The sequence below is a fragment of the Rivibacter subsaxonicus genome (assembly GCF_004217215.1).
In the GTDB taxonomy this organism is placed as follows: domain Bacteria; phylum Pseudomonadota; class Gammaproteobacteria; order Burkholderiales; family Burkholderiaceae_C; genus Rivibacter; species Rivibacter subsaxonicus.
The window spans coordinates 62,079-85,907 of the sequence record NZ_SHKP01000009.1 but is presented as its reverse complement, the minus strand read 5'-3'; the positions used below and the strand labels follow the sequence as shown (position 1 = coordinate 85,907).

The following is a 23,829-nucleotide window of genomic DNA, read 5'->3' as shown; positions in this document are numbered from 1 at the left end:
CCCGGATCACTGGTCCAGCGTGCGCAACTTGAACTTGCGATCCTCGGTGAAGAGGAAGGTCTCGGTGAACTTCCAGGGCCGCGGCAGCTTGGACACGTCGCCGTAGGGCGCGCCGCGGCGCACCGCATCCGACGCCAGCTTGATGGTGTCCTGCGCCTGCGGGTTGCTCGGCTTGCGCAGCACGTCGATGCGACGCACGCTGCCGTCGGCGTTGAGCTCGACCTCGAGCACCGGAATGCCGAGCAGCATGTCCGGCACCGTGCCGTCGTAGTGGCGATCGGCATTGGCGGCGCGGATGCGCATGGCCGCCAGCGCGCGCAGCTCGCTCAGGGACTTCGGCGTCGCCGGCGCCATCCAGCGCGCGCCGGTGTCGGGCAGCGCGGCCGGCCGCGCCGGCGCGGGAGCCGGGGCCGGTTGGGGCGCAGGCGCCTGGGTCGGCGCGCAGCCGCTCGTCAGCACGCCGGCCAGCAGGGCGGCGGACGCCGTCAGCGCGGCAGCACGAGTGCTAGTTCGTTCAATGAAGCGCACGATAGATCTCCTCCGCTAGTTCTTTTGAAATGCCTTCGACCGTGGCCAGGTCGTCCACGCTGGCCGCTCCCACCCCGCGCACGCCGCCAAAGCGCTGCAGCAGCCGGGCCCTCTTCTTCGGACCGACGCCGGGAATCTCCTCGAGCCGGCCGCCGCCGACCCGCACGCTCGCCCGCTTGGCGCGCATGCCGGTGATCGCAAAGCGATGCGCCTCGTCGCGGATCTGCGCCACCAGCATCAGCGCCGCTGAGTCGTGGCCGAGCCAGATCTTCTGGCGGCCGTCGGCAAAGACCAGTTCCTCGAGCCCGACCTTGCGGCCTTCGCCCTTCTCGACGCCGACGATCAGCCCGAGGTCGAGCCCGAGTTCCTCGAAGACCTCGCGCGCCATGCTGACCTGCCCGCGACCGCCATCGACCAGGACCAGCCCGGGCAGCCGCTCACGCCCCGAGCCACCGCCGTTGGCGGCGGCCTCGGCCAGCTTCGAATAGCGGCGCGTCAGCACCTGGCGCATCGCCGCGTAGTCGTCGCCAGGGGTGATGCCATCGATGTTGTAGCGGCGGTACTGGGCCGATTGCATCTTGTGGTTCTCGAACACCACGCACGATGCCTGCGTCGCCTCGCCGGCCGTGTGGCTGATGTCGAAACACTCGATACGGAAGGTATCGAGGTTCTCTACGGCCAAGTCGAGCGCATCGACCAGCGCCCGTGTGCGCGCCTGCTGCGAGCCCTCCTCGGCCAGCAACTGGGCCAGCTTGAGCTGGGCGCCACGTTGCGCCATGTCGAGCCAGTGGCGATGCTCCTCGCGCGGCTGGACCAAGTTGCGCACCTTGAGCCCGGCCTGTTCGCTCAGTGCCTCGAGCAGCGCCGGCGCGACCGGGTGGCTGCTGATCAGCAACGGCGGCACCGCGGCGTCGAGGTAATGCTGGCCGATGAAGGCCTCGAGCACCTGCAACTCGATCGGCTGGTGCAGCTCGCGCTCGTCGGCCTCCTCGCTGCTGAGCGCCTCGCTAACGGTCTCGCTAACGGCCTCGGCCCCGCCCTCCACCAGCGTCGCGGCCTCGACCACATGCGCAGGAAAGTACGGTCGATCGCCGAGGTGGCGACCGCCGCGCACCATCGCCAGGTTGACGCAGGCGCGGCCGCCCTGCACCACCACGGCCAGGATGTCGGCGTCCTTGTCGAAGGCGCCGCCGGCGTTGCTCTCCATCGTCTGCTGGTGCAGCACGCGCGACAGCGCGCCGATCTGGTTGCGCAACTCGGCCGCCTGCTCGAACTCGAGCCTCTCGGCGTGCGCCAGCATGCGCTGCTGCAGTGCGGCCAGCAGTTCCTCGCTGTCGCCGCGCAGGAAGGCCTCGGCGTTGGCCACGTCGCGCGCGTAGCCCTCGGCATCGACGAGCCCGACGCAAGGCCCCGAGCAGCGCTTGATCTGGTAGAGCAGGCAGGGCCGCGTGCGGTGGTTGAACACCGTGTCCTCGCAGGTGCGCAGCCGGAACACCTTCTGCAGCAGCTGGATCGACTCCTTCACCGCCCAGGCGCTCGGGAACGGCCCGAAGTAGCGATGCTTCTTGTCGACCGCGCCGCGGTAGTAGGCCATGCGCGGGTAGGTCGAGGAAGCGCTGCCTCCGATGCCAGCGGTGCCGGTGATCTTGAGGTACGGGTAGCTCTTGTCGTCGCGGAACAGGATGTTGAACTTCGGGTTCAACGTCTTGATCAGGTTGTTCTCGAGCAGCAGCGCCTCGGCCTCGCTGCGCACCACCGTGGTCTCCATGCGCGCGATGCGGCTGACCATCTGGCCGATGCGGGTGCCGTCGTGGTTGCGCTGGAAGTAGCTCGAGACGCGCCGCTTGAGATGGCGCGCCTTGCCGACGTACAGCACGCCACCCTGGGCGTCGAAGTAGCGGTAGACGCCGGGCTGGCCCGGCAGCGCCGCGACCTCGGCCAGCAGGCGTTGCCAGTGCTCGTTGACCGGCGGCGCTTCGGCGGCGGCCGGCGACTCGATCATGGGTTCCTCGGGTCTCATCGCCGGCTCAGAGGAAGGCGATCGCGCGCCCGGCCAGCATCACGCACCACCACAGCAGCAGCGAGGCGGCGGCGCTGATGCGCACGCCGAGGCTCACCGGCCGCAGCCCGCGCAGCACGCCGGGGAATCGGGCGTGGAAGAAGGCCACGTTGGCAAAGGCCAGCGCGATCAGCACGAACTTGATCGCCAGTGCGGGGTTGGCGATGTATTCGGTCGGCTTGGTGATCAGCAGCAGCGGCCCGGTCACCAGCGCCAGCGCCAGGCCCGCGACGGCCACGGGCCAGGCGCAGCGCGCGATCGCCGTCAACGGCACGTTGCGGTGCAGCCCGAGCAGGCGCAGGTCGAGCACCAGCAGGCTGCCGAACAGCGCCGCGATGCCGCTGATGTGCAGCGCGCTGACCAGCGGATAGAGCCAGCGCGACTCGCGCAGCAACACCGCCAGCGGCCATTGCTCGACGGCGGTGGCCAACAGGGGCAGCGACAGGACGCTCGGGCTCATCAGCCGGCATTGTGGCGCGCCGGCCGGGTGCGCCGCGCCGGCCGGCTTCGATAATCGCTCGATGAATTCACGCCAGGCGCCGCTGCGCTGGGACCTCTTCTGCCGCGTGGTCGACAACCACGGCGACCTCGGCGTCTGCTGGCGACTCGCGCGTCGCCTGATCGCACTCGGCGCCGCCTCAGTGCGCCTGTGGATCGACGATGACTCGGCGCTCGTGTGGATGGCGCCGACCGCCGAGCCTGGCGTGACGGTCGAGCGCTGGCGCGAGCCGCTTCCGCACGAGGTGGCCGGCGACGTGGTCGTCGAGGCCTTCGGCTGCGACCCGCCGGCCGGTTTCGTGGCGGCGATGGCGGCTCGGGAGCGGCCGCCGGTCTGGATCAACCTCGAGTACCTGAGCGCCGAGCCTTACGTCGCTCGCAGCCACGGCCTGGCCTCGCCGCAGCAGGGCGGTCCGGCGCGCGGGCTGTTGAAGTGGTTCTTCTATCCGGGCTTCACGCCGGACACCGGCGGCCTGCTGCTCGAGGACGGGCTGCCCGAGGCGCGTGCGGCGCACGATGCGCAGGCCTGGCTCGGCGAGCGAGGGCTGGCGGCGCTGCCGGGTTCGCGCCGCGTCAGCCTGTTCTGCTACGAGCAGCCGGCGCTGGCCGGCTGGCTCGACGCCTGGAGCGCCGAAGGGGCGCCAACGACCACGCTCTACCTCACGCCCGGCCATGCCACGCGCCAGGCGATCGCCTGGCTCGGCGCACCGCTCGAGCCAGGCCGACGCGCCAGGCGCGGCCCGCTCGAGCTCTGCGCACTGCCCTGGCTGCCGCAACCCGACTACGACCGCCTGCTGTGGTCCTGCGACCTCAACCTGGTGCGCGGCGAAGACTCGCTGGTGCGCGCGCTGTGGGCGGCGCGGCCGCTGGTCTGGCAGATCTACCCGCAGCACGATGGCGCCCACCTCGCCAAGCTGGACGCCTTCTTCGATCTGCACTTCGGCGCCACGGCCGATGCGCGATTGCGCGTGGCCTGGCGCCACTGGAACGACCCGGGCGCACCGGCCGCCACCAGCGACGCGCTGTTCGAGCCCGCCGGCCGCGCCCTGGCGGCCGACGCTGCCAAGCGCCTGGCCGCGCAGCAGGTCTCGCTGGGCGACCTCGGCAGCCGCCTCTACGCTTTCGCGGTTGCCAAAAGGTAGAATCCAAGGCTTTGCGCGAGCCGCCTGACGGATCGCGATCAGCGCGCATCCAGTGGGCACAGCAAAGTGCGCACGGCGCGAACGGGATCTGAAAGGCCTGAAGATGAAGATTGCTCAAGAAATCCGCGCCGGCAACGTGATCATGCACGGCACCGCCCCGATGGTCGTGCTGAAGACCGAATACAGCCGCGGCGGCCGCAACTCGGCCACCGTGCGCATGAAGCTCAAGAGCCTGCTCAACGCCACCGGCACCGAGGTCGTCTTCAAGGCCGACGACAAGATGGACCAGATCGTGCTGGAGAAGAAGGAGTGCACCTACACCTACTTCGCCGACCCGATGTACGTGTTCATGGACACCGACTACAACCAGTTCGAGGTCGAGGCCGAGAACATGGGTGATGCCATCAGCTACCTCGAAGACAACATGGGCGTCGAGGTCGTGTTCTACGACGGCAAGGCGATCTCGGTCGAACTGCCGACCAGCGTGGTGCGCGAAGTGACGACCGAGCCGGCCGTCAAGGGCGACACCTCGGGCAAGGTCATGAAGCCGGCCAAGCTGGCCACCGGCTTCGAGATCCCGGTGCCGCTGTTCGTCGAGAACGGCGACAAGATCGAGATCGACACCCGCACCCACGAGTACCGCAAGCGCGTCTAAACGCCGCACGGATCGTGCACGATCGAGGGGCGCCGCTGGCGCCCCTTTTTCTTGCCTGCCAACCCCGATGTTCGACTTCGACAGCGCCGTCACGGCCCCATTTCGCATGCAGCCCGGCCTGCGCCGGATCGCGCCCGGCGCGCCGCAGCTGACGGCGCTGGCACCGGCGCATCCGGCCTTTGCCGAGAAGCTGTCGGTGCTGCGCGAGCATCCTTTCGATGCCCTGCTGCAGGCCGATGGCTTCGATGCCGGCCCGGCGCTCGATGCACTGGTTGCAACGGCGCAGCAGCAATGCCCGCAGGCGCTGCGCCGGGAAGGCACGCGACTGCTGGCGCCGGCGCTGGCCATCGCGCTCGATGCCGACGCCGCGCTGCATCCGCTGGTCGGCGCTCACGATGAAGCACTCCGCGTACTGGCCGCCTTGCCGCCGTCCTGGCGCCGCGCCGGCCTGTTGTGCCTGGCGCTGCACGAGGACTTCGCCATCGTCGACGGCGCCGCTGCCGCGCTGCCGTGGATGGCGGTTTGCCTGCCCTCGCACTGGGCGCCGGCCACCAAGGTGGGCCGCTCCTTTGCAGAGGTCCATGCGCCGGTCGCCGACAACGCGCTGATCGTCAATGCCGCACGCCAGCTCAGCGCGATGGTCTGTCGCGAACCGCGCTGGGAGCGCTTCGTCTGGACCCTCGGCCCGCACGGCGGCCATGACCAGCATCCGCAGCGCCGCGCGCCAGGCGTCTGGCCGGAACCGGCCGACTTCGGCCGCGGCGTCCATTTCCGCAGCGAGCACCAGAGCTTCATCCCGCTGCCCGAGCGCACGCAGGCGATCTTCACGATCCATGTCGCGGTGCGGCCGTTGCAGGAAGCCGTCGACACGCCGGCGCGCGCACGCGCGCTGCACGATGCAGTGGCCTCGATGAGCCCGGCGGTGCTCGAGTACCGCGCGCTGGGCGAGGTGCGCACGCCGCTGCTGGCCTGGCTGGCGGCACGCGCAGGGCCGGCGCCGGCATGAAGACCGCGCCGGTCGTTGCCGCTTCCGTCGAGATCGGCGCCGACGGCCTGCCGTGGTCGGCCGGCTTCGGCGATCGCTATCACGCGGCCGGCGGCGCGCTCGCGCAGGCGCGCCATGTATTTCTCGGCGGCAACCGCCTGCTCGGGCCGGCGCCGCGCTGGGCCGGTCGCGCGGACTTCACGCTGCTCGAGACCGGCTTCGGTCTCGGCCACAACTTCCTCGCGACCTGGGATGCCTGGCGTCGTGATCCTCGTCGCAGCACGCGGCTGCACTTCGTCTCGATCGACAAGCATCCGCCAACTCGCGCCGACCTGCAGCGCCTGCTCGCCGACTCGGAGCTGCCCGAACTCGCCCGCCAACTCGTGGCCGCCTGGCCACCGCTGACGCCCGGCCTGCACCTGCTCGACTTCGAGGGCGGCGCGCTGCGCCTGATGCTCGGCTTCGGTGACGTCGAGGCCCTGCTGCCCGAAGTGCTGGCGCGGGTCGATGCCTTCTATCTCGACGGCTTCGCGCCGGCGCGCAATCCGGCGATGTGGGAGCCGCGGATGATGGAGCGACTGGCACGGCTGGCCGCACCGGGCGCCACCGTCGCGACCTGGAGCGCGGCCCATCGCCTGCGCAAGGGGCTCGCGGCGGCCGGCTTCCGGGTCGAATCGGCCCCTGGCTTCGCCGGCAAGCAGGAGATGACGGTGGCCGAGTACGCGCCGCATTTCCAGTCACCGCCCCCGCCCGGTGGCCTGCTGCCGGCGCCGAGCCACGAACATGCGGCGCTGGTCATCGGCGCCGGCCTGGCCGGCTGCGCGACGGCGGCGGCGTTGGCGCGCATTGGCTGGCACTGCACCGTGCTTGATGCGCTGTCGGCGCCGGCCCGATCGACCTCGGGCAACGCGGCCGGGCTGATGCACGCGACGCTGCACGCCGACGACGGCCCGCACGCGCGGCTGCTGCGCGCCGGCGCGCTGAGGATGGCACGCGCGATGGCGCCGCTGCTCGCCAGCGGCGAGGTGCACGGCGCGCTCGATGGCTTCCTGCGCCTGGAGCCGCGGCTCGACGATGCGGGCGCGGCCGGCCTGCTCGGCGCCAGCGGCCTGCCAGTGGAGTTCGTGCGCTGGCTCGGGCGCTACGCCGCGTCCGCGCGTAGCGGGCTCGCGCTCGCCACCGGCGGCTGGTACTACCCCGAGGGCGGCTGGCTGGCGCCGGGCGAGGTTGCCGCAGCCTGGCTGCGTGCCAGCGGCGCGCGCTTCATCGGCGACCTTCAGGTCGCGCGGCTGGCGCCAACGACCGAGGGCTGGACGGCCTTCGATGCCGACGGCGCTGCCATTGCCTCGGCGCCGGTGGTCGTGCTGGCAAACGCACTGGCCGCGGCGCCGCTGCTGCGACACAGCCTCGGCGACGCGGCCGTCACCGCGCTCGGACCGCTGGCCGCGGTGCGCGGCCAGGTCAGCGCCTGGCGTTGGCAAGCGGGCATGCCGAACCCGCGCTGCGCGGTCTCGGGCGCCGGCTACACCTTGCCGCCGCTCGACGGCTGGCTCTGGGCCGGCGCGACCAGCCAGCACCACGACGCGGCGACCGAGCTGCGCGCCGCCGATCACGTCTACAACCGCGATCGCCTCGCGCAACTGGCCGGCATCGGGGCCGAGTCAGTCGGCACCATCGACGCGGCGATCGGACGCGTCGGCTGGCGCGCGGTCGCGCCGGATCGACTGCCGATGGTCGGCGCGCTGCCGGACCTGGCCGCGCTGGCACCGCTCACGCGCGCCGACGCTGCGCGCCTGGTGCCGCGCTGGCGCGACGAGGCCCGTGGCCTCTACGTCTTCACCGGCCTCGGTTCACGCGGCCTGACGACGGCGGCGATCGGTGCCGAACTGCTCGCCTCGTGGATCGGCGGCGTGCCCTGCCCGCTCGAGGCCGACCTGCGCGATGCGCTCGATCCGGCGCGCTTTGCGCTGCGGGCGCGGCGGCTCTCGCAGGAGCTATCCGCCTAGTCTTCGTCCGGCTCCGCCGGGCGCAGCGGACGCGCCCTGAACAGGCGCTGCTCGGCATCCCAGCGAATGCTCAGGCCGTCGCGGCAACCCAGGCAGGCGAGCCAGCGGAACACGTCCTCGCTGACCGGCTGCAGCACCGTCAGCGCCGAGCCGTCGAAGGGTCGCTCCTGCAGGAAGCGCAGCTTGAGCCCGCGCGGCGTCGGGTCGAGCACGACCAGGAAATGGCCAAGTTCGCCGTCGCAGCGCATCGACACGCCCACCAGCGCGATCAGTCGCCGCCCCTTGGCGATCTGCGGGCCTTCGAGCGTGAAGCGGTAGTCGCCAGCCTTGAGCTGGTCACGCCCGCCGGCGTCGATGAACACGCCGTCCGGAAAGCGCTCGCGGCTCAGTTCGTCGGCCGCGCACCACTCGGGCTGCAGCCGCTCGATCGGCAGGCCGCGCACGCGGGTACCGCTGGGCTGGATCCGGGCGCGGCGCCACCAGGCCAGGTAATCCGGCCCCGGCTCGACGACCACCAGCGGTGGCGGCACCAGGGGCGGCGGGCCCTGCCGCACCGCCGACTGAGCGAGCGCCGCGCCGCCAAGACCGACGAGGCACCAAGGCAGGACCCACCGGCGCGCCAGCTCGAGGCCGCGAACCCGCATTGCTCAGGAGGCGGCCGGCCTGCGCGCCAGCTCGTAGAGACAGATCGCCGCCGCCGCCGCGACGTTGAGCGACTCCTCGCCACCCGGCTGCGGAATGCGCCGGGTCTGCGCGCAGCGCGCCAGCAGCGCGGCACCGACGCCGCGGCCCTCGTGGCCGAAGACGAAGGCGCAAGGCTGCGGCAGCGGTGGCGTCTCGGCCAGGCTCAGCGTGGCGTGCGAGCTGGTCGCGACCAGCGGTACGCCGAGCTCGTCGAGCTGCGCCTCGCTCGCCTGCTCGACCAGGTGCAGCGCGAAATGCGCGCCCATGCCGGCCCGCACCACCTTGGGCGACCACAGGGCCGCGGTGCCCGTCAGCGCGATGACCTGGCCGACGCCGAGCGCGGCGGCGCTGCGCAGGATGCTGCCGACGTTGCCGGCGTCCTGCAGACGGTCGAGCACCACGCTCGCCATGCCGGCGCGGATCGGCTCGCGCTCGGCCGGCAAAGCCAGCAGCGCGCCGATAGGGGCCGCCGATTCCAGCGACGACAGGCTCTTCATCAGAGCATCGTCGACGATCACGGCGCGAGCGCCGGTCTGCAGCGCCAGGTGACGCAACGCCGGATCGTTCCAGGCCGACTCGCTCAGCAGCAGGTGGGCCAGCGGCCGCCCGCGCGCCAGCGCGGCGCGCACCAGATGGTCGCCCTCGAGCCAGACCAGGCCTTCCTTGCGGTAAGCGCCCGGATCGGCAGCCAGCTTGCGCACCCGTTGCAGCAAGGGGTTGTCGCGCGAGCTGATGTGCGCCGGTTCGTGCGTCGTCATGCGCGCTCCTCGTTCGTCATCGACTCCCGCACCGGCCCGAAGCTCTGGCGATGCGCGGCGCAAGGGCCGTGCGCGCGCAGCGCCGCCAGATGCGAGGGCGTCGGGTAGCCCTTGTGGACCGCGAAGCCGTAATCAGGGTACTCGTCGTGCAGCGTGGCGCAGAGCCGGTCGCGATGGACCTTGGCCAGGATCGACGCGGCCGAGATCGCCGCCACCTTGGCGTCGCCCTTGACGATCGCCTCGGCCGGCACCGCCAGCACCGGCAACCGGTTGCCGTCGACCAGCACCTTGACCGGGCGCAGGCGCAGGCCGTCGACCGCGCGCCGCATCGCGATCAGCGTGGCCTGCAGGATGTTGTGGCGGTCGATCTCGTCCACCGTTGCCTCCGCAATGCTGCAGCACAGTGCGCGCGCGCGGATCTCGTCGAACAGCCGGTCGCGGGTGCGCGCCGACAGCGCCTTGGAGTCGCCGAGGCCCTTGATCGGCCGGTCGGGATCGAGGATCACCGCGGCCGCCACCACCGGTCCGGCCAGCGGGCCGCGGCCGGCCTCGTCGACGCCGGCAATCAGGCCGGGCACGTCCCAGACCAGGCCGAGCTGTTCGGGTGCCCGCGGGCGCGTCGAGCGACGTTCAGGCACCGGCCACCTCCGCGATCGCCGCGGTCGCGGCCCGGGCCGTGTCGCGCCGGAGTTCGTGGTGCATCGCGAGGAAACGCTGCGCCACCACCTCGCAGGCGGCCGGATCGTCGAGCCAGGCCAGCACGGCGTTTGACAGCGCCTCGGGCGTCATCGCCTCTTGCACGAACTCGGGCACGACGAAGGATTCGGCCAGCACGTTCGGCAGGCCGATCCACGGCTGGTAGCGCATGTGACGCATGATCTGGTAGCTCAACGGGGCAACGCGGTAGCCGATCACCATCGGCCGCTTGAACAAGGCGGTCTCGAGCGTGGCGGTGCCGCTGGCGACCAGCGCCACGTCGCAGGCGGCCAGCACCTCGTGCGAGCGTCCGTCGACCAGTTCGACCGCGGCCTGGGCGCCGGCCACCACGACGGCCGCATCGACCAGCGCGCGCACCCCTGGCGCCACCGGCAGCAGGCAGCGCAACTCGGGCCGCGCGGCCTTGAGGCGCACGGCGGCGCGCAGGAAGTCGGGCGCGATGTGGGTGACCTCGCCGCGGCGGCTGCCGGGCAGCACGGCGAGCACGACATCGCGCTCGCCAAGGCCGAGCGCGGCACGCGCATGCGTCCGCGGCACCTCGAGCGGGATCGCATCGGCCAGCGGATGGCCGACGTAGCTCGCGCGCACGTCGGCCTTGGCCAGCAGCGCCGGCTCGAAGGGAAACAGGCACAGCACGTGGTCGGCCGAGGCCGCGAGCTTGTGGACGCGGCCGCCGCGCCAGGCCCAGATCGACGGGCAAACGAAGTGCACCGTCTTGAGCCCCTGCGCCTTGAGGCGCGCCTCGAGGCCGAGGTTGAAGTCCGGTGCATCGACGCCGACGAAGACCGCTGGCCGTTCGGCCAGCAGGCGGTCGCCGAGCTCACGCCGCAACTTGAGCAGCGAGAAGTAGACCTTGATGACCTCGGAGTAGCCATGCACCGCGAGCCGGTCGCTCGGCCACCAGGCCTCGAAGCCCTGCTCCACCATGCGTGGCCCGCCAATGCCGACGCTCCGCGCCTGCGGCCAGCGCGCGTTCACGCCCTGCAGCAGCAACCCGGCGAGCAGGTCGCCCGAGGCTTCGCCGGCGACCAGTCCGAGCTTCATGCGGGTGTCGCGGTCGTCGTGCGCGTTCAGCGAACGATGCCGCGCGTGCTGGCGGCGAGAAAGCCGAGCATCGTGTCGATGTCGACATCGGCTTGCGGCTCCTGGCCGCGCAGTGACTCGATCGCGGCCACGGCCTGCTCGAGGCTCAGGCCGTCGCGATAGAGCAGCTTGTGCATCCGGCGGATCGTGGCAATGCGCTCGGCGCTGAAGTCGCGCCGCTTGAGGCCGGTCAGGTTGACCGCGCGCACGGCCAGCGGGTTGCCGTCGACCGTGAGGAACGGCGGCACGTCCTGCGCCACATGGCCCTGGAAGCCGATCATCGCGTGCGCGCCGACATGCACGAACTGGTGAACGCCGCTGAGGCCGCCGATCACGGCCCAGTCGCCCACGTGCACGTGGCCGGCCAGCGTCGCGCTGTTGGCGAGCACCGTGTGGTTGCCCAGACGCACGTCGTGCGCGATGTGCACGTAGGCCATGATCCAGTTGTCGGAACCGACCCGCGTGACGCCCTCTTCCTTGGCCGTGCCAAGGTTGAGAGTGCAGAACTCGCGGATCGTGTTGCGGTCGCCGATGACCAGTTCGGTCGGTTCGCCGGCATAGCTCATGTCCTGCGAGATCGCGCCGATCGAGGCGAACTGGAAGATGCGGTTGTCGCGACCGATCGTCGTGCGGCCCTCGATCACCGTGTGCGGGCCGACCGTGGTGCCGGCGCCGATGCGCACATGCGGACCGATGATCGCGTAGGGGCCGATCGTGACGCCGTCGGCCAGTTCGGCGGCCGGGTCGACGATCGCGGTGGGGTGGATGGTGCTCGACATCGGAACCCGTCTTGGAGTCAGGCCACGCTGCGCATCGTGCACATCAGCTCGGCCTCGCACACCACGTCGGTGCCGACCAGTGCCCGCACCTTGTACTTGACGATGCCGCCACGGGCCCGGTCGAGCTCTGACTCGAGGATCAACTGGTCGCCCGGCTCGACCGGCTTCTTGAAGCGCGCGTTGTCGATGCCGACGAAGTAGATCACCGCGTCCTTCTCGATGCCCTTGCCCTCTTCGGCCAGCGACAGCAGCGCCGAGGCCTGGGCCAGCGCCTCGAGGATCATCACGCCCGGCATCACCGGCCGGTGCGGGAAATGGCCCATGAATACCGGCTCGTTGATCGAGACGTTCTTGAGCGCGCGGATGCGCTTGCCGGGCTCGACCTCGAGCACCCGATCGACCAGCAGGATCGGGTAGCGGTGCGGCAGCTTCTTGAGAATCTGGTGAATGTCCATCATGGTCGTGACGTGCCGTTTCAGGCCGCCTCGTTGTCGTTGTTCGGGCCGGTGGGCGCACCGGGCTGGCGCTCGAGCTGCTTTTCCAGCGTGCGCACGCGCTCCCGCATTTTCTGCAACTGGCGCACGACGGCGGCGTTGCGCTGAAAGTTTTTTGCCTCGTCGAGCGGGAAATAGCCGCTGTAGACACCCGGCTCGGTGACCGAACTCATCACGGTCGCGTGGGCACCGATGTGCACGTCGTCGCCGATCGTCAGATGACCGGCCACGCCGGCCTTGCCGCCGATCGTGCAGCGGGCACCGATCTTCGCGCTGCCGGCGATGCCGACCCCGCCGGCCACCGCGCTGTGCTCGCCGATCTGCACGTTGTGCGCGACCTGGACCAGGTTGTCGAGCTTGACGCCGTTGCCGATCAGCGTGTCCTCGAGCGCGCCGCGGTCGATGCAGGTGTTGGCGCCGATCTCCACATCGTCGCCGATGCGCACCGCGCCGAGCTGTTCGATCTTGACGTAGCCGCTCTTCGTCGGCGCGAAGCCGAAGCCGTCGGCGCCGATCACCGCGCCGCTATGGACGATGCAGCGCGCGCCGAGCACGCAGTCGAAATGCACGGTCGCGCGCGGCGCCAGTTGGCTGCCGGCGCCGATGCGCGCATTGCGGCCCACGAAACCGTGCGCACCGACGACGACGCCGGCTTCGAGAACGGCACCGGCCTCGATCACGGCATGCGGCCCGACGCTCACGTCGGCGGCGAGCACGGCATCCGAGGCGACCACCGCGCTTGCGTGGATGCCGGCAACCGGCGCCGGTCGCACGCGCCGCGCCCACCATTGCGTCAGTCGGGCAAAGCACAGGTAGGGATCGTCGACCACGATCGCGGCGCCGCGCCCGCCGGCACGTGCCAGCGCCTCCTCGCGCAAGGCCGGCGCCACGATCACGCAAGCCGCGGCACTGCTCGCGAGCTGCGCGCGGTAGCGCGGGTTGGAGAGGAAGGCGATGGTGGCGCCGTCGGCCGATTCGAGCGGGCCGATGCCTTCGATCGGCCGCTCGGCCACGTTCGAGGGGCCGAGCAATTCGACTCCAAGGGCCGCTGCGATCTCGCCGAGGGTGGCTCGCATGGCTGCAACTTCGAGCGGGTCGCTGGCGCGGCCCGCCCCGATCACTTGGGTACCGGCGCGGCGTTGAGCGCCTTGATCACCTTGTCGGTGATGTCGACCTTGGGGCTGGCGAACACCGCTTCCTGCAGGATCAGGTCGTACTTCTCGCCTTCGAAGACCTGCTTGATCACGCGATTGGCGCGCTCGACCACCGCCGAGAGCTCCTCGTTCTTGCGCTGGTTCAGGTCTTCCTGGAATTCACGACGCTTGCGCTGGAACTCGCGATCCTGCTCGACCAGTTCGCGCTGGCGACGCACGCGCTCGCCCTCGGGCAGCGTCGGCGCGTCCTTCTCGAGCTTGTCGGACGCCGCCTTGAGTCGACTGGCGACCTCCTGCAATTCCTTCTCGCGCTTGGAGAACTCGGCCTCGAGCTTGGACTGCGCCGCCTTCGCGGCATTGGACTCGCGCAGCACCTTCTCGCTGTTGACGTAGCCGATCTTCAGCTCCTGGGCCGACGCGGCCGCCATGCCAAGACCAAGCGCGCCCGCGGCGAGCAGCGACGGAAGGGAAATCAGCTTCTTCAAAACGCGGTCCCGATCTGGAATTGGAACTTTTGGATTCTATCTTGCGGAAACTTGCGCAGGGGCTCGCCATAGCTGAGCTTGAGCGGGCCCACCGGCGAGATCCAGCTCAGGCCGATGCCCGCGGACGCACGCAGATCGGACAGCGAGGCCTTCTCGTACTCGCCCCACACGTTGCCGGCGTCGGCCCACAGGAAGACACGCAGCGTGCGGTCGTTGCCGGTGCCGGGAACCGGCACGTAGAACTCGCTGTTGAGGCTGAGCTTGCGGTTGCCGCCGATGTAGGCGCCGGTGACGTCGACCGGGCCCAGCGAGCCCTGGTCGAAGCCGCGCACCGAGCCGAGACCACCACCGTAGAAGTTCTTGAAGATCGGATACGGCCGGTCGTTGAGGCCCTTGCCGATGCCGGCGTCGGCGTTGAGGCCGAGGGTGAACTTCTTGCCCAGCGGCAGCCAATACTGGACGTTATAGGTGGCGCGCACATAGCGGGTGTCGAAGGCGACACCCCAGTCGGCGAACACGCGCTGGTAGAAGCCGGAGGTCGGCACCAGCGCCGAGTCGCGCCCGTCGCGCTGCCAGCCGACCGACAGCGGCAGGCTGGTGCTGGTGTCGCCGAACTGCTCGCGATAGAGGAAGTAGTTGTTCGGGATCGTGTTGCCGGCCTTGATCTCGGTGCGCTCGAGGCCGATGCCGAAGTACACGGTGTCGAACTCGGTGAACGGAACGCCGAAGCGGATGTTGGCGCCCGGCGTGACCAGCGTGTACTCCTGACCCTGACTGTTGATCGGCTTCTGGGTGCGGTAGAAAACGTCGATGGCACGCGAGACGCCATCGTTGGTGAAGTACGGGTCGACCGTGCTGATCACGAAGCTGCGGTTGTACTTGCTGGTGTTCAGGTCCAGCCCGAGGTAGTTGCCGCTGCCGAAGATGTTTTCCTGCTTGATGCCGAAGTTCAGGCTCAGCTTGTCGGCACTCGAGAAGCCGGCACCGAGCGAGATGTTGCCGGTGGGCTTTTCCTTGATGTTGGCCGTGAGGTCGACCTGGTCGTTGGCGCCGGCGACCTCGGCGGTGTCGATGTTGATCTCGCTGAAATAGCCGAGGCGGTCGATGCGGTCGCGCGAGAGCTTGATCTTGCGACCGTCGTACCACGAAGACTCGAACTGGCGGAACTCGCGCCGCACCACCTCGTCGCGCGTGCGCGTGTTGCCGGCGACGTTGATCTTGCGCACGTAGACCCGGCGCGTCGGGTCGCCGACCAGCACCACGACCACCTGCCCGGTCTCGCGATCGATCTCGGTTCGCGGCTCGACGCGCGAGAAGGCGTAGCCGAACTGGCCGTAGAGCTCCTGGAAGCGGCGCGTCGTGTCGGCCACCGACTCGGCGCGGTAGGCCTCGCCGGGCTTGATCGTGATCAGGCGCTTGAACTCGTCGTCCTTGCCGAGGAAGTCACCCTCCAGGCGCACCGCCGTCACGGTGTAGGGCTGGCCCTCGGTGACGTTGACGGTGACCGAGATGTTCTGCTTGTCGGGCGAGATCGCGACCTGGGTCGAGTCGACGTTGAACTCGAGGTAGCCACGGTTGAGGTAGTAGGCGCGCAGCGTCTCGAGGTCGGCGTTGAGCTTGGCCCGCGAGTAGCGGTCGGTCTTGGTGTACCAGGTCAGCCAGCCGCTGGTCGTGCTCTCGAGCTGCCCCAGCAGCGTGCCTTCGGAGAAGACCTTGTTGCCGGTGATGCGGATCTCGTTGATCTTGGCGACCTCGCCCTCGACCACGCTGAAGGTCACCGCCACGCGATTGCGATCGACCGGCGTGATGGTCGTGACGACCTCGGCGCCGTAGTAGCTCTTGCCGAGGTACTGGCGCTTGAGCTCCTGTTCGGCGCGGTCGGCCAGTGCGCGGTCGAAGGGCTGGCCCTCGCCGATGCCGACTTCCTTGAGCGACTTCTGCAGTGCTTCCTTGTCGAATTCCTTGAGGCCGGTGAATTCGACGCTGGAGATGATCGGCCGCTCCTCGACGATGACGACGACGACGTCGTCGACGATCTCGAGGCGGACATCCTTGAACAGCCCGGTCGCGAACAGCGCACGCAGCGCCGCGGCACCCTTGTCCTCGGTGTAGGAGTCGCCGATGCGAAACGGCAGCGCGCCGAAGACGGTGCCGGCATCGGTGCGCTGCAGGCCCTCGACGCGGATGTCCTTGAGAGTGAAGGGATCGATGGCCCAAGCCGGGGCACCGAGCAGGCCGGCAAGTGCTGCAGCCAGCAGATGGGGACGGAAGGGGGCGACGCGGCTAAAGGCGCGACGCGGCGCGGCAGCGCGCGCTTTGGAGAGCAACATGCGACGGGAGTCAGTACAGCCCGAACAAGCGGGCCAGATCGTTGTAGAGAGCGAGCGACATCATCAGGACCACGATCGCCAAGCCTCCGCGCTGCAGCCTTTCGAGCCACACCTCGGACACCGGTCGTCCCGTCACCGCTTCGAAAAGATAATACATGAGGTGCCCCCCATCGAGCATCGGCAACGGCAGCAAGTTCAGCACGCCAAGGCTCACGCTGACGAGTGCCAGGAAGCCGAGGTAGTAGACAAGTCCGAGTTGGGCCGATTGCCCGGCGACCTCGGCAATCGTCAGCGGGCCGCTGAGGTTCTTCAGCGAGGCCTCGCCGATCAGCATCTTGCCGAGCATGCGCAGGCTCAGCACGGAAACGTCCCAGGTCCGCTGCACGCCGAGCCACAGGCCCTTGACCGGTCCGTGGCGAACCAGGACGCTGGCGGCCGGCTGCCCGATGTAGGCCTCGATGCGCGCCAGGTACTGGCCGCGCTCGCCTTGCACGCCGGGCAGCACCTCGATCTCGACTCGCTCCGTCGCCGCACCGGGCGCTTGGCTGCGTTCGACCAGGAAGCCCAGCGGCTGGGCCTGGCCCTCGGCGTCGACCGCGGCGCGGATGCGCTCGCGCAACCGGCTCGCATCGTCCACCGCCTGGCCATCGACCGAGATGACGCGATCACCTTCCTTCAGGCCCGCACGGCTGGCCGGCCCGTTCTCGATCACGCGACCGATGACCGGCTCGGCAAAGGGCGCACCCAGGCCGATCCGCCTGAGTAACTGGGCGTCGACCTCGCGCACGCCGAGCGTGCCCAGCGGCAGCATCAACTCGCGCTGGTGCGCGCCGTTGACGTCGCTCACCCGCAGGAGCAGGTTGCGCTCGCCGAGCGCGGCATCGGTCAAGGCCCAGCGCAGCTCGGAGTAGCTTTCGATCGGCTCCCAGTCCGGCGTCGTCAGGCCGTCACCCGCGTCGCCGGTCTGCGCCAGCTCGCGCACCCAGTCGCCGGCCCGCTGGCCGGCCGCATCGGCCATGCTGCCGGCCACCGGGGCACCGAGCAAGGACTTCGGCTCCTCGATGCCGATCCAGAACGTTGCCGCGTAGAGCAGTGCTGCCAGCACGAGGTTGGCCAGCGGTCCGGCGAAGACAATGAAGGCGCGGGCGCGCAGGCTCTGGCGGTTGAAGGCGCGCGCGGCGTCTTCGGCCGGCAGTGCCTCGCCGGGTCCGAGCTCGCGTTCGTCGAGCATCTTCACGTAGCCGCCGAGCGGCAGCGCCGAGATCACGAACTCGGTCTCGCCGCGCTGCCAGCGCAGCAGCGGACGGCCGAAGCCGACCGAGAAGCGCAGCACCTTGACGCCGCAGGCCACCGCGGCGCGATAGTGGCCCCACTCGTGGACGACGATCAGCACGCCCAGCGTCAGCAGGAAGGCAAGCACCGTGGTCATCGCTGGAACCTGCGTAGCTGTTCGCCGGCGACGCGGCGCGCCTCGGCGTCGAGCGCCAGCAGCGCAGCCACCGACGCGGTCGCGCCAGCGCCCGGCTGCAACGCCTCGATCGTGGCCTGGTTGAGTGCGTGGATCCGGTCGAAGCCGATGCGACCGTCGAGGAAGGCCTCGACCGCGACCTCGTTGGCCGCGTTGAGCACCGCCGTGCTGCCCTCGGGGCCGCGCAGCGCGGCCCAGGCCAGTTGCAGGCCGGGGAAGCGCCGTGCGTCGGCCTCTTCGAAGCTCAGCCCGCGCAGTTGCAGGAAGTCCAGTGTCGAAGCGCCGCTCTCGATGCGCTCCGGCCACGCCAGCCCGTAGGCGATCGGCACCCGCATGTCCGGCGTGCCGAGCTGCGCCAGCACCGACTGGTCGCGACACACGACCATCGAATGGATGATGCTCTGCGGATGGATCACGACGCGGATCTGCTCCGGCGCCAGGTCGAACAGCCAGCGCGCCTCGATCACCTCGAGCGCCTTGTTCATCATGGTTGCCGAGTCGACCGAGATCTTGCGGCCCATGACCCAGTTCGGATGCGCGCAGGCCTCGTCGGGCGTGACGCCGGCGAGCGTGGCCGGATCGCGATCGCGGAACGGCCCGCCGGAGGCCGTCAGCACGATGTGATCGATGCGCTGGCGCCAGGTGCTGCGGTCTTCGGGCAGGCACTGGAAGATCGCCGAATGCTCGCTGTCGATCGGCAGCAGCGTCGCGCCGCCGGCGCGCACCGCGTCCATGAACAGCGCGCCACCGACCACCAGCGCCTCCTTGTTGGCCAGCAGCAGGCGCTTGCCGGCACGGGCCGCGGCCAGGCAGGGCTCGAGGCCCGCTGCGCCGACGATCGCCGCCATCACCGAATCGACCTCGGGGTGCCCGGCCAGCTCGACCAGCGCGGCCTTGCCATCGAGCACCTCGGTGCGGCTGCCGGCCAGCAGCTCGCGCAGCTGGCGCGCGCGCGCCGCGTCCGGCATCGCGGCAAAGCGTGGTGCAAAGCGCCGGCACAGCTCGGCAAGCTCCTCGACACGGCTGGCGGCCGTCAGCGCGAAGACCTCGTAGCGATCCGGGTGGCGCGCGATCACGTCGAGCGTGCTGAGCCCGATCGAGCCGGTCGCGCCGAGCACGCAGACGCGTTGACGCGCGACGGCGTTCATCGCGCCCACTCCAGCGTCGCGAGCAGCGCCAGTGCGGCCGGCAGCACCGGCAGCAGCGCGTCGATGCGATCGAGCACGCCACCATGGCCCGGCAACAGCGCGCTGCTGTCCTTGGCGCCTGCGGCACGCTTGACCAACGACTCGAACAGGTCGCCGACCACGCTCAGGGACGAGAGGAAGATCACCGCCACCACCAGCAGCACCGGACCGCCGGCCAGCAGCAGCCGCGAATAGAGGCTCGGCGCGCCGAGCGAGAAATGGCGGTCCAGCGCGATCCAGACCACGGCCAGCAGCAATGCACCGAGCATGCCGCTCCAGACCCCTTCCCAGCTCTTGCCGGGGCTGATACCGGGCGCCAGCTTGCGCCGCCCCAACGCGCGACCACCGAAGTAGGCCGCGATGTCGGCCGCCCAGACCAGCGCGAAGGTCGACAGCAGCAGGTTCACGCCCTGACGCCAGGCGCCGACCATCGCCAGCCAGGCCACCGCGAGCAGCAGCGCGCCGATCAGCAGCCGCAGCGCGCGCGGCAGTTGCGGCCAGCCGGCCACGCCCTGCGCCAGCACCAGCGCGCCACCGAACACCCAGGCCAGCGTCGCGACACTCCAGAACAGCCGTTGCGCAGCCGGCGCGTGGGCCTCGGCATGGCCGAGCAAGGCCCAGCCGAGTGCCAGGCCGAGTGCCGCCACCGCTGCTCCGAGCGCCACCGCGGCGGCGCCCTGCAGGCCGTTCAGACGCGCCCATTCCCAACCCGCGCAGGCCACCGCCAGCAGCGACAGCGCCGCGAAGGGCCAGGCCATCGGGGCCAGTAGTGCCGGCAACAGCACCGCCAGCAACAGGACCGCGGTGATCACACGCTGGCGCAGCATCGACGCGCTCAGCTGCTGGACGTCACGCCATGCACGTCCGGTGCCGGCACCGGGGCGGGCTTGACGCTGCCGAAACGGCGATCACGCGCGGAGTAGGCCGCGAGCGCACGGTCGAGTTCGGCGCCATCGAAGTCGGGCCACAGGCAATCGGTGAAGAAGAGCTCGGCGTAGGCGACCTGCCAGAGCAGGAAGTTGGAGATGCGGACCTCGCCCCCGGTACGGATGAACAGGTCAGGGTCGGGCGCATGGGCCAGCGACATGAACTCGGCCAGCCGCTCCTCGCTGAGTTCGGCGGCCGGCGTGCCGGCGGCGATCGCGCGCCGGCAGGCCTGCACGATGTCCCAGCGGCCGCCGTAGTTGAAGGCGACCGAGAGCGTGATGCGCGTGTTGTGGCGGGTCGCGGCCTCGGCCTCGTCCCAGGCGGCACGCACCTTGTCGGACACCGCGGCACGGTCGCCGACGATGCGGATGCGCACGCCTTCGGAAGCCAGCTTCTGCAGGTAGCGCGAAACTGCCACCAGCACCAGACCCATCAGGCCGGAGACCTCTTCTTCGGGGCGCTTCCAGTTCTCGCTCGAGAAGGCGAACACCGTGAGGTACTCGACGCCGCGGTCGGCGCAGGCCTGCACCGTGCGCACCAGCGCATCGACGCCATGCTTGTGGCCGACGAAACGCGGCATGAAGCGCCGGTTGGCCCAGCGCCCGTTGCCGTCCATGACGACGGCGATGTGGCGCGGTACGGTGGGCGTCACCTTATTGCTACTACTGCTGCTGGGGCGAGGAAACCGCACGGCGTTCAGACCGCGAGGATCTCGGCTTCCTTGCCCTGCACCAGCTTGTCGATCTCGGCGATCGTGCGGTCGGTGAGCTTCTGGATCTCGTCGATCGAGCGCCGTTCGTCGTCTTCGCTGATCAGCTTGTCCTTGGCCAGCTTCTTGGCATGGTCGTTGGCATCGCGGCGCAGGTTGCGCACTGCGATCTTGCTTTCCTCGCCGGTGTGGCGGACGACCTTGGTCAGCTCCTTGCGACGCTCCTCGGTCAGCGCCGGCATCGGCACCCGGATCAGGTCGCCCTGCGAGGCAGGGTTGAGACCGAGATCACTCTCGCGGATCGCCTTCTCGATCTTGGCGCCCATGCCCTTTTCCCAAGGCTGGACGCTGATGGTGCGGGCATCGATCAGGGTCACGTTGGCGACCTGGCTGATCGGCACTATCGAGCCGTAGTAGTCGAGGTGGACCTGGTCGAGCAGGCCGGCGTGGGCGCGGCCGGTGCGGATCTTGGTCAGCTCGTGCTTGAGCGCCTCGATCGACTTGGCGGTCTTCTGCTCGAAATTCTTCCTGATGTCGGCAATGCTCATTGCTGCTCCCAATGCGGCGATGCGGTCACGCTTCAGACGTGTACCAGGGTGCCTTCGTCCTCGCCCAGCACGACGCGCTTGAGCGCGCCCGGCTTGTTGATCGAGAACACCTTGATCGGCAGCTTCTGGTCGCGGCACAGCGCAAAGGCGGTCGCGTCCATCACCTGCAGGTTGCGGCCGATCGCCTCGTCGAAGCTGATCTTCGAGTAGCGCGTGGCCAGCGGATCCTTGTGCGGGTCGGCGCTGTAGACGCCATCGACCTTGGTCGCCTTCAGCACGATCTGGGCGCCGATCTCGGCGCCGCGCAGCGCAGCGGCAGTGTCGGTGGTGAAGAAGGGGTTGCCGGTGCCAGCGGCGAAGATCACGACCTTGCCCTCTTCGAGGTACTGCAAGGCCTTCGGCCGCACGTAGGGCTCGACCACCTGCTCGATGCTGATCGCGCTCATCACGCGCGCGGTCATGCCTTCCTGGCGCATCGTGTCGGCCAGTGCCAGCGAGTTCATCACGGTGGCCAGCATGCCCATGTAGTCGGCGGTCGCGCGGTCCATGCCGACCGAGCCGCCGGCGACACCGCGAAAGATGTTGCCGCCGCCGATCACGACCGCCACCTCGCAACCCAGCCGCGTGACGTCCTGCACCTCGCGCACCATGCGCACGATGGTGGCGCGGTTGATGCCGTAGGCATCGTCGCCCATCAGGGCTTCACCGGACAGCTTGAGCAGGATGCGCTGGTAGGCGGGCATGCAGTTCTCCGGCCGCCTCGAGTGGCAGCCCTCAGTTGGGGGCGAAGTGTAGAAGATGCGGCCGCGCCTGCGGCGCGGCCGCGGCGCCTTTACTGGCCCTTGGCAGCAGCGACCTGGGCCGCCACTTCGGCCGCGAAGTCGTCGGTCTTCTTCTCGATGCCTTCGCCAACGACGAACATCGTGAAGCCCTTCACCGTCGTCGCGCGCTCCTTGAGCATCTGCTCGACCGTCTGCTTGTCGTTCTTGACGAAGCTCTGGTTGAACAGGCTGACTTCCTTGAGGTACTTCTGGACCGAGCCTTCGACCATCTTGGCGACGATGTCGGCCGGCTTGCCCGATTCGGCCGCCTTGGCGGTGGCAACGCTGCGCTCGGTGGCGATCAGCGCGGCCGGCACGTCGGCCGAAGACAGCGCGACCGGCTTCATCGCCGCCACGTGCATCGCCACATCCTTGGCGGCGACGTCGTCACCGCTGTACTCCACCACCACGCCGATGCGCGTGCCGTGCAGATAGCTCGCAAGCTTGGCCTCGCCGGCGAAGCGCTTGAAGCGGCGGATCGCCAGGTTCTCGCCGATCTTGCCGATCAGCGCCGAACGCGTCGCCTCGACGGTGGCGCCGTCGATCTCGAGCGCCGACAGCGCGGCCACGTCGGCCGGGTTGCGCGCGGCGACCAGTTCGGCCAGCTTCTTGCCGAAGGCCAGGAAGTCGTCGTTCTTGGAGACGAAGTCGGTCTCGCAGTTGACTTCGATCAGCGCACCGATGGTGCCGTCGATGTGCGCGGCAACGATGCCTTCGGCGGTCACGCGCGAGGCGGCCTTGCTGGCCTTGCTGCCGAGCTTGACGCGCAGCAGTTCCTCGGCCTTGACCATGTCGCCGGCGGCTTCGGTGAGTGCCTTCTTGCACTCCATCATCGGGGCGTCGGTCTTGGCGCGCAGTTCGGCGACCATGCTGGCGGTGATTGCGGACATTGCTTACTCCGTTTTCGGATGCGGCTGCGCGCGGGTGGCGGCGCAACCGGCTGGGGGATTTGCGGAAAAGGATGCTGAAAGGGGCTGATGAATCAGCCCCTTTCGATGTGCGTTCGGCGGGGCGCCGAGCGAGCGGCTTCAGGCCGCGTCGCTGACTTCCACGAATTCGTCGCTGTTCTGCACGGCCAGCACGGTGTCGTTGACCGCGTTGGCCTTGCCTTCGACGATCGCGTCGGCGATCGCGCGGGCATACAGCGCCACGGCCTTGGCCGAGTCGTCGTTGCCGGGGATCACGTAATCGATGCCTTCGGGCGAGTGGTTGGTGTCGACCACGCCGATGACCGGGATGCCGAGCTTCTTGGCTTCGGCGATCGCGATCTTGTGGAAGCCAACGTCGATCACGAAGATCGCGTCAGGCAGCGCGTTCATGTCGGCGATGCCGCCGATGTCCTTCTCGAGCTTGGCGATGTCGCGCTGGAACATCAGCGCTTCCTTCTTCAGCGAAGGCTGGGTGCCGGCCTCGACCTGGGCCTGCATGTCCTTGAGCTTCTTCAGCGAACCCTTGACGGTCTTGAAGTTGGTCAGCATGCCGCCGAGCCAGCGCTGGTCGACGAAAGGCATGCCGGCGCGCTGCGCCTCGGCCTTGATGACCTCGCGCGCCTGGCGCTTGGTGCCGACCATCAGGATCGTGCCGCGCTTGGTCGCCAGCTGGCGAGCGAACTTCATCGCCTCGTCGAAGAGCGGCAGCGTCTTCTCGAGGTTGATGATGTGAATCTTGTTGCGATGACCGAAGATGAACGGGGCCATCTTCGGGTTCCAGAAGCGGGTCTGGTGGCCGAAATGCACACCGGCATCCAGCATCTCGCGCATCGTGCTCGACATAGAGAAATCTCCAAAAAGGTTGGGTCTAGAATTCGGCACT

24 protein-coding genes are annotated in these 23,829 nt (G+C 69.6%); 4 read left to right on the top strand and 20 right to left on the bottom strand.

The annotated features are described in order from the left end of the window. Nucleotides 1-6: 6 nt before the first annotated feature. Genes EV670_RS17635 through EV670_RS17625 form a run of 3 tightly spaced genes read right to left on the bottom strand, consistent with a single transcriptional unit; the run spans nucleotide 7 to nucleotide 3,047 of the window. Nucleotides 7-528: a hypothetical protein gene (locus EV670_RS17635; RefSeq protein WP_242617037.1), complete on the bottom strand. Its 522-nt coding sequence runs from the start codon at nucleotides 526-528 to the stop codon at nucleotides 7-9. Further along, on the bottom strand, nucleotides 515-2,530 hold the full coding sequence (uvrC, locus tag EV670_RS17630; RefSeq protein ID WP_130434674.1) for an excinuclease ABC subunit UvrC: 2,016 nt from the start codon (nucleotides 2,528-2,530) through the stop codon (nucleotides 515-517). Before uvrC ends, EV670_RS17635 begins: the two co-directional genes overlap by 14 nt. Nucleotides 2,531-2,555: 25 nt before the next feature. Beyond that, on the bottom strand, nucleotides 2,556-3,047 hold the full coding sequence (locus EV670_RS17625; protein WP_130434602.1) for a DUF2214 domain-containing protein: 492 nt from the start codon (nucleotides 3,045-3,047) through the stop codon (nucleotides 2,556-2,558). 61 nt (nucleotides 3,048-3,108) lie between these two features. Between EV670_RS17625 and earP the strand changes: the two genes are divergently transcribed. The 4 genes from earP (at nucleotide 3,109) to mnmC (ending at nucleotide 7,873) form a co-directional block, all read left to right on the top strand. Further along, nucleotides 3,109-4,227, top strand: a complete 1,119-nt coding sequence (gene earP, locus EV670_RS17620; protein WP_130434600.1) for an elongation factor P maturation arginine rhamnosyltransferase EarP — start codon at nucleotides 3,109-3,111, stop codon at nucleotides 4,225-4,227. 103 nt (nucleotides 4,228-4,330) lie between these two features. Then, nucleotides 4,331-4,882, top strand: a complete 552-nt coding sequence (gene efp, locus EV670_RS17615; RefSeq protein WP_130434598.1) for an elongation factor P — start codon at nucleotides 4,331-4,333, stop codon at nucleotides 4,880-4,882. A 67-nt stretch (nucleotides 4,883-4,949) separates the two neighbouring features. After that, nucleotides 4,950-5,888, top strand: coding sequence for a heme-dependent oxidative N-demethylase subunit alpha family protein (locus tag EV670_RS17610; RefSeq protein ID WP_130434596.1), 939 nt, complete (start codon nucleotides 4,950-4,952; stop codon nucleotides 5,886-5,888). Then, on the top strand, nucleotides 5,885-7,873 hold the full coding sequence (mnmC, locus tag EV670_RS17605) for a bifunctional tRNA (5-methylaminomethyl-2-thiouridine)(34)-methyltransferase MnmC2/FAD-dependent 5-carboxymethylaminomethyl-2-thiouridine(34) oxidoreductase MnmC1 (RefSeq protein WP_130434594.1): 1,989 nt from the start codon (nucleotides 5,885-5,887) through the stop codon (nucleotides 7,871-7,873). Before EV670_RS17610 ends, mnmC begins: the two co-directional genes overlap by 4 nt. Here the strand turns inward: mnmC and EV670_RS17600 are convergent. The 17 genes from EV670_RS17600 to rpsB all read right to left on the bottom strand — a co-directional run bounded on the left by EV670_RS17600 (nucleotide 7,870) and on the right by rpsB (nucleotide 23,789). Further along, complete coding sequence (locus EV670_RS17600) at nucleotides 7,870-8,517, bottom strand: hypothetical protein (protein WP_130434592.1); 648 nt, start codon at nucleotides 8,515-8,517, stop codon at nucleotides 7,870-7,872. The genes mnmC and EV670_RS17600 overlap by 4 nt on opposite strands. A gap of 3 nt (nucleotides 8,518-8,520) precedes the next feature. Continuing rightward, on the bottom strand, nucleotides 8,521-9,315 hold the full coding sequence (locus EV670_RS17595; protein WP_130434590.1) for a TrmH family RNA methyltransferase: 795 nt from the start codon (nucleotides 9,313-9,315) through the stop codon (nucleotides 8,521-8,523). Further along, nucleotides 9,312-9,953, bottom strand: a complete 642-nt coding sequence (gene rnhB, locus EV670_RS17590; RefSeq protein ID WP_130434588.1) for a ribonuclease HII — start codon at nucleotides 9,951-9,953, stop codon at nucleotides 9,312-9,314. Before rnhB ends, EV670_RS17595 begins: the two co-directional genes overlap by 4 nt. Continuing rightward, nucleotides 9,946-11,076, bottom strand: coding sequence for a lipid-A-disaccharide synthase (gene lpxB, locus EV670_RS17585; protein ID WP_130434586.1), 1,131 nt, complete (start codon nucleotides 11,074-11,076; stop codon nucleotides 9,946-9,948). Before lpxB ends, rnhB begins: the two co-directional genes overlap by 8 nt. 26 nt (nucleotides 11,077-11,102) lie before the next feature. After that, nucleotides 11,103-11,894: an acyl-ACP--UDP-N-acetylglucosamine O-acyltransferase gene (lpxA, locus tag EV670_RS17580; protein WP_130434584.1), complete on the bottom strand. Its 792-nt coding sequence runs from the start codon at nucleotides 11,892-11,894 to the stop codon at nucleotides 11,103-11,105. A gap of 17 nt (nucleotides 11,895-11,911) precedes the next feature. Continuing rightward, a complete protein-coding gene (gene fabZ / locus EV670_RS17575; protein WP_130434582.1) occupies nucleotides 11,912-12,352 on the bottom strand; it encodes a 3-hydroxyacyl-ACP dehydratase FabZ in 441 nt (146 codons plus the stop codon). Nucleotides 12,353-12,369: 17 nt separating this feature from the next. After that, nucleotides 12,370-13,464 carry a UDP-3-O-(3-hydroxymyristoyl)glucosamine N-acyltransferase gene (gene lpxD / locus EV670_RS17570; protein ID WP_130434580.1) on the bottom strand — a complete coding sequence of 365 codons (1,095 nt, stop codon included), beginning with the start codon at nucleotides 13,462-13,464 and terminating at the stop codon, nucleotides 12,370-12,372. A 41-nt stretch (nucleotides 13,465-13,505) separates the two neighbouring features. After that, complete coding sequence (locus EV670_RS17565; protein ID WP_423213594.1) at nucleotides 13,506-14,027, bottom strand: OmpH/Skp family outer membrane protein; 522 nt, start codon at nucleotides 14,025-14,027, stop codon at nucleotides 13,506-13,508. After that, nucleotides 14,024-16,357 (bottom strand): outer membrane protein assembly factor BamA, encoded by a 2,334-nt coding sequence (gene bamA, locus EV670_RS17560; protein WP_130434578.1) that lies wholly within the window; start codon nucleotides 16,355-16,357, stop codon nucleotides 14,024-14,026. Before bamA ends, EV670_RS17565 begins: the two co-directional genes overlap by 4 nt. Nucleotides 16,358-16,367: 10 nt before the next feature. After that, entirely contained in the window at nucleotides 16,368-17,786 is a 1,419-nt protein-coding gene (gene rseP, locus EV670_RS17555) for an RIP metalloprotease RseP (RefSeq protein WP_130434576.1), read from the bottom strand. Beyond that, nucleotides 17,783-18,973 carry a 1-deoxy-D-xylulose-5-phosphate reductoisomerase gene (gene ispC, locus EV670_RS17550; RefSeq protein ID WP_130434574.1) on the bottom strand — a complete coding sequence of 397 codons (1,191 nt, stop codon included), beginning with the start codon at nucleotides 18,971-18,973 and terminating at the stop codon, nucleotides 17,783-17,785. The genes rseP and ispC overlap by 4 nt, the downstream gene beginning before the upstream one ends. Continuing rightward, nucleotides 18,970-19,839, bottom strand: a complete 870-nt coding sequence (locus EV670_RS17545) for a phosphatidate cytidylyltransferase (RefSeq protein ID WP_130434572.1) — start codon at nucleotides 19,837-19,839, stop codon at nucleotides 18,970-18,972. The genes ispC and EV670_RS17545 overlap by 4 nt, the downstream gene beginning before the upstream one ends. A gap of 8 nt (nucleotides 19,840-19,847) precedes the next feature. Beyond that, nucleotides 19,848-20,591 carry a polyprenyl diphosphate synthase gene (gene uppS / locus EV670_RS17540; RefSeq protein ID WP_278044433.1) on the bottom strand — a complete coding sequence of 248 codons (744 nt, stop codon included), beginning with the start codon at nucleotides 20,589-20,591 and terminating at the stop codon, nucleotides 19,848-19,850. A 44-nt stretch (nucleotides 20,592-20,635) separates the two neighbouring features. Then, nucleotides 20,636-21,196, bottom strand: a complete 561-nt coding sequence (gene frr / locus EV670_RS17535; protein WP_130434570.1) for a ribosome recycling factor — start codon at nucleotides 21,194-21,196, stop codon at nucleotides 20,636-20,638. A gap of 32 nt (nucleotides 21,197-21,228) precedes the next feature. After that, nucleotides 21,229-21,939: a UMP kinase gene (gene pyrH, locus EV670_RS17530; protein WP_130434568.1), complete on the bottom strand. Its 711-nt coding sequence runs from the start codon at nucleotides 21,937-21,939 to the stop codon at nucleotides 21,229-21,231. Nucleotides 21,940-22,028: 89 nt separating this feature from the next. Next, the gene (gene tsf, locus EV670_RS17525) at nucleotides 22,029-22,907 is read right to left on the bottom strand and encodes a translation elongation factor Ts (RefSeq protein WP_130434566.1); all 879 of its coding nucleotides are present in this window, start codon (nucleotides 22,905-22,907) and stop codon (nucleotides 22,029-22,031) included. A 138-nt stretch (nucleotides 22,908-23,045) separates the two neighbouring features. Beyond that, complete coding sequence (gene rpsB / locus EV670_RS17520) at nucleotides 23,046-23,789, bottom strand: 30S ribosomal protein S2 (protein WP_130434564.1); 744 nt, start codon at nucleotides 23,787-23,789, stop codon at nucleotides 23,046-23,048. Between the last annotated feature and the right edge of the window lie 40 nt (nucleotides 23,790-23,829).

Excerpts from the sequence above, each read along its gene's own strand:
- ispC (WP_130434574.1), bottom strand. The coding sequence starts at position 18,973 with ATGAACGCCGTCGCGCGTCAACGCGTCTGCGTGCTCGGCGCGACCGGC.
- EV670_RS17610 (WP_130434596.1), top strand. The coding sequence starts at position 4,950 with ATGTTCGACTTCGACAGCGCCGTCACGGCCCCATTTCGCATGCAGCCC.
- frr (WP_130434570.1), bottom strand. The coding sequence starts at position 21,196 with ATGAGCATTGCCGACATCAGGAAGAATTTCGAGCAGAAGACCGCCAAG.
- tsf (WP_130434566.1), bottom strand. The coding sequence starts at position 22,907 with ATGTCCGCAATCACCGCCAGCATGGTCGCCGAACTGCGCGCCAAGACC.
- EV670_RS17600 (WP_130434592.1), bottom strand. The coding sequence starts at position 8,517 with ATGCGGGTTCGCGGCCTCGAGCTGGCGCGCCGGTGGGTCCTGCCTTGG.
- uvrC (WP_130434674.1), bottom strand. The coding sequence starts at position 2,530 with ATGATCGAGTCGCCGGCCGCCGCCGAAGCGCCGCCGGTCAACGAGCAC.
- EV670_RS17595 (WP_130434590.1), bottom strand. The coding sequence starts at position 9,315 with ATGACGACGCACGAACCGGCGCACATCAGCTCGCGCGACAACCCCTTG.
- EV670_RS17625 (WP_130434602.1), bottom strand. The coding sequence starts at position 3,047 with ATGAGCCCGAGCGTCCTGTCGCTGCCCCTGTTGGCCACCGCCGTCGAG.
- efp (WP_130434598.1), top strand. The coding sequence starts at position 4,331 with ATGAAGATTGCTCAAGAAATCCGCGCCGGCAACGTGATCATGCACGGC.
- bamA (WP_130434578.1), bottom strand. The coding sequence starts at position 16,357 with ATGTTGCTCTCCAAAGCGCGCGCTGCCGCGCCGCGTCGCGCCTTTAGC.
- rseP (WP_130434576.1), bottom strand. The coding sequence starts at position 17,786 with ATGACCACGGTGCTTGCCTTCCTGCTGACGCTGGGCGTGCTGATCGTC.
- fabZ (WP_130434582.1), bottom strand. The coding sequence starts at position 12,352 with ATGATGGACATTCACCAGATTCTCAAGAAGCTGCCGCACCGCTACCCG.
- rpsB (WP_130434564.1), bottom strand. The coding sequence starts at position 23,789 with ATGTCGAGCACGATGCGCGAGATGCTGGATGCCGGTGTGCATTTCGGC.
- earP (WP_130434600.1), top strand. The coding sequence starts at position 3,109 with ATGAATTCACGCCAGGCGCCGCTGCGCTGGGACCTCTTCTGCCGCGTG.
- lpxA (WP_130434584.1), bottom strand. The coding sequence starts at position 11,894 with ATGTCGAGCACCATCCACCCCACCGCGATCGTCGACCCGGCCGCCGAA.
- lpxB (WP_130434586.1), bottom strand. The coding sequence starts at position 11,076 with ATGAAGCTCGGACTGGTCGCCGGCGAAGCCTCGGGCGACCTGCTCGCC.
- lpxD (WP_130434580.1), bottom strand. The coding sequence starts at position 13,464 with ATGCGAGCCACCCTCGGCGAGATCGCAGCGGCCCTTGGAGTCGAATTG.
- pyrH (WP_130434568.1), bottom strand. The coding sequence starts at position 21,939 with ATGCCCGCCTACCAGCGCATCCTGCTCAAGCTGTCCGGTGAAGCCCTG.
- EV670_RS17545 (WP_130434572.1), bottom strand. The coding sequence starts at position 19,839 with ATGCTGCGCCAGCGTGTGATCACCGCGGTCCTGTTGCTGGCGGTGCTG.
- mnmC (WP_130434594.1), top strand. The coding sequence starts at position 5,885 with ATGAAGACCGCGCCGGTCGTTGCCGCTTCCGTCGAGATCGGCGCCGAC.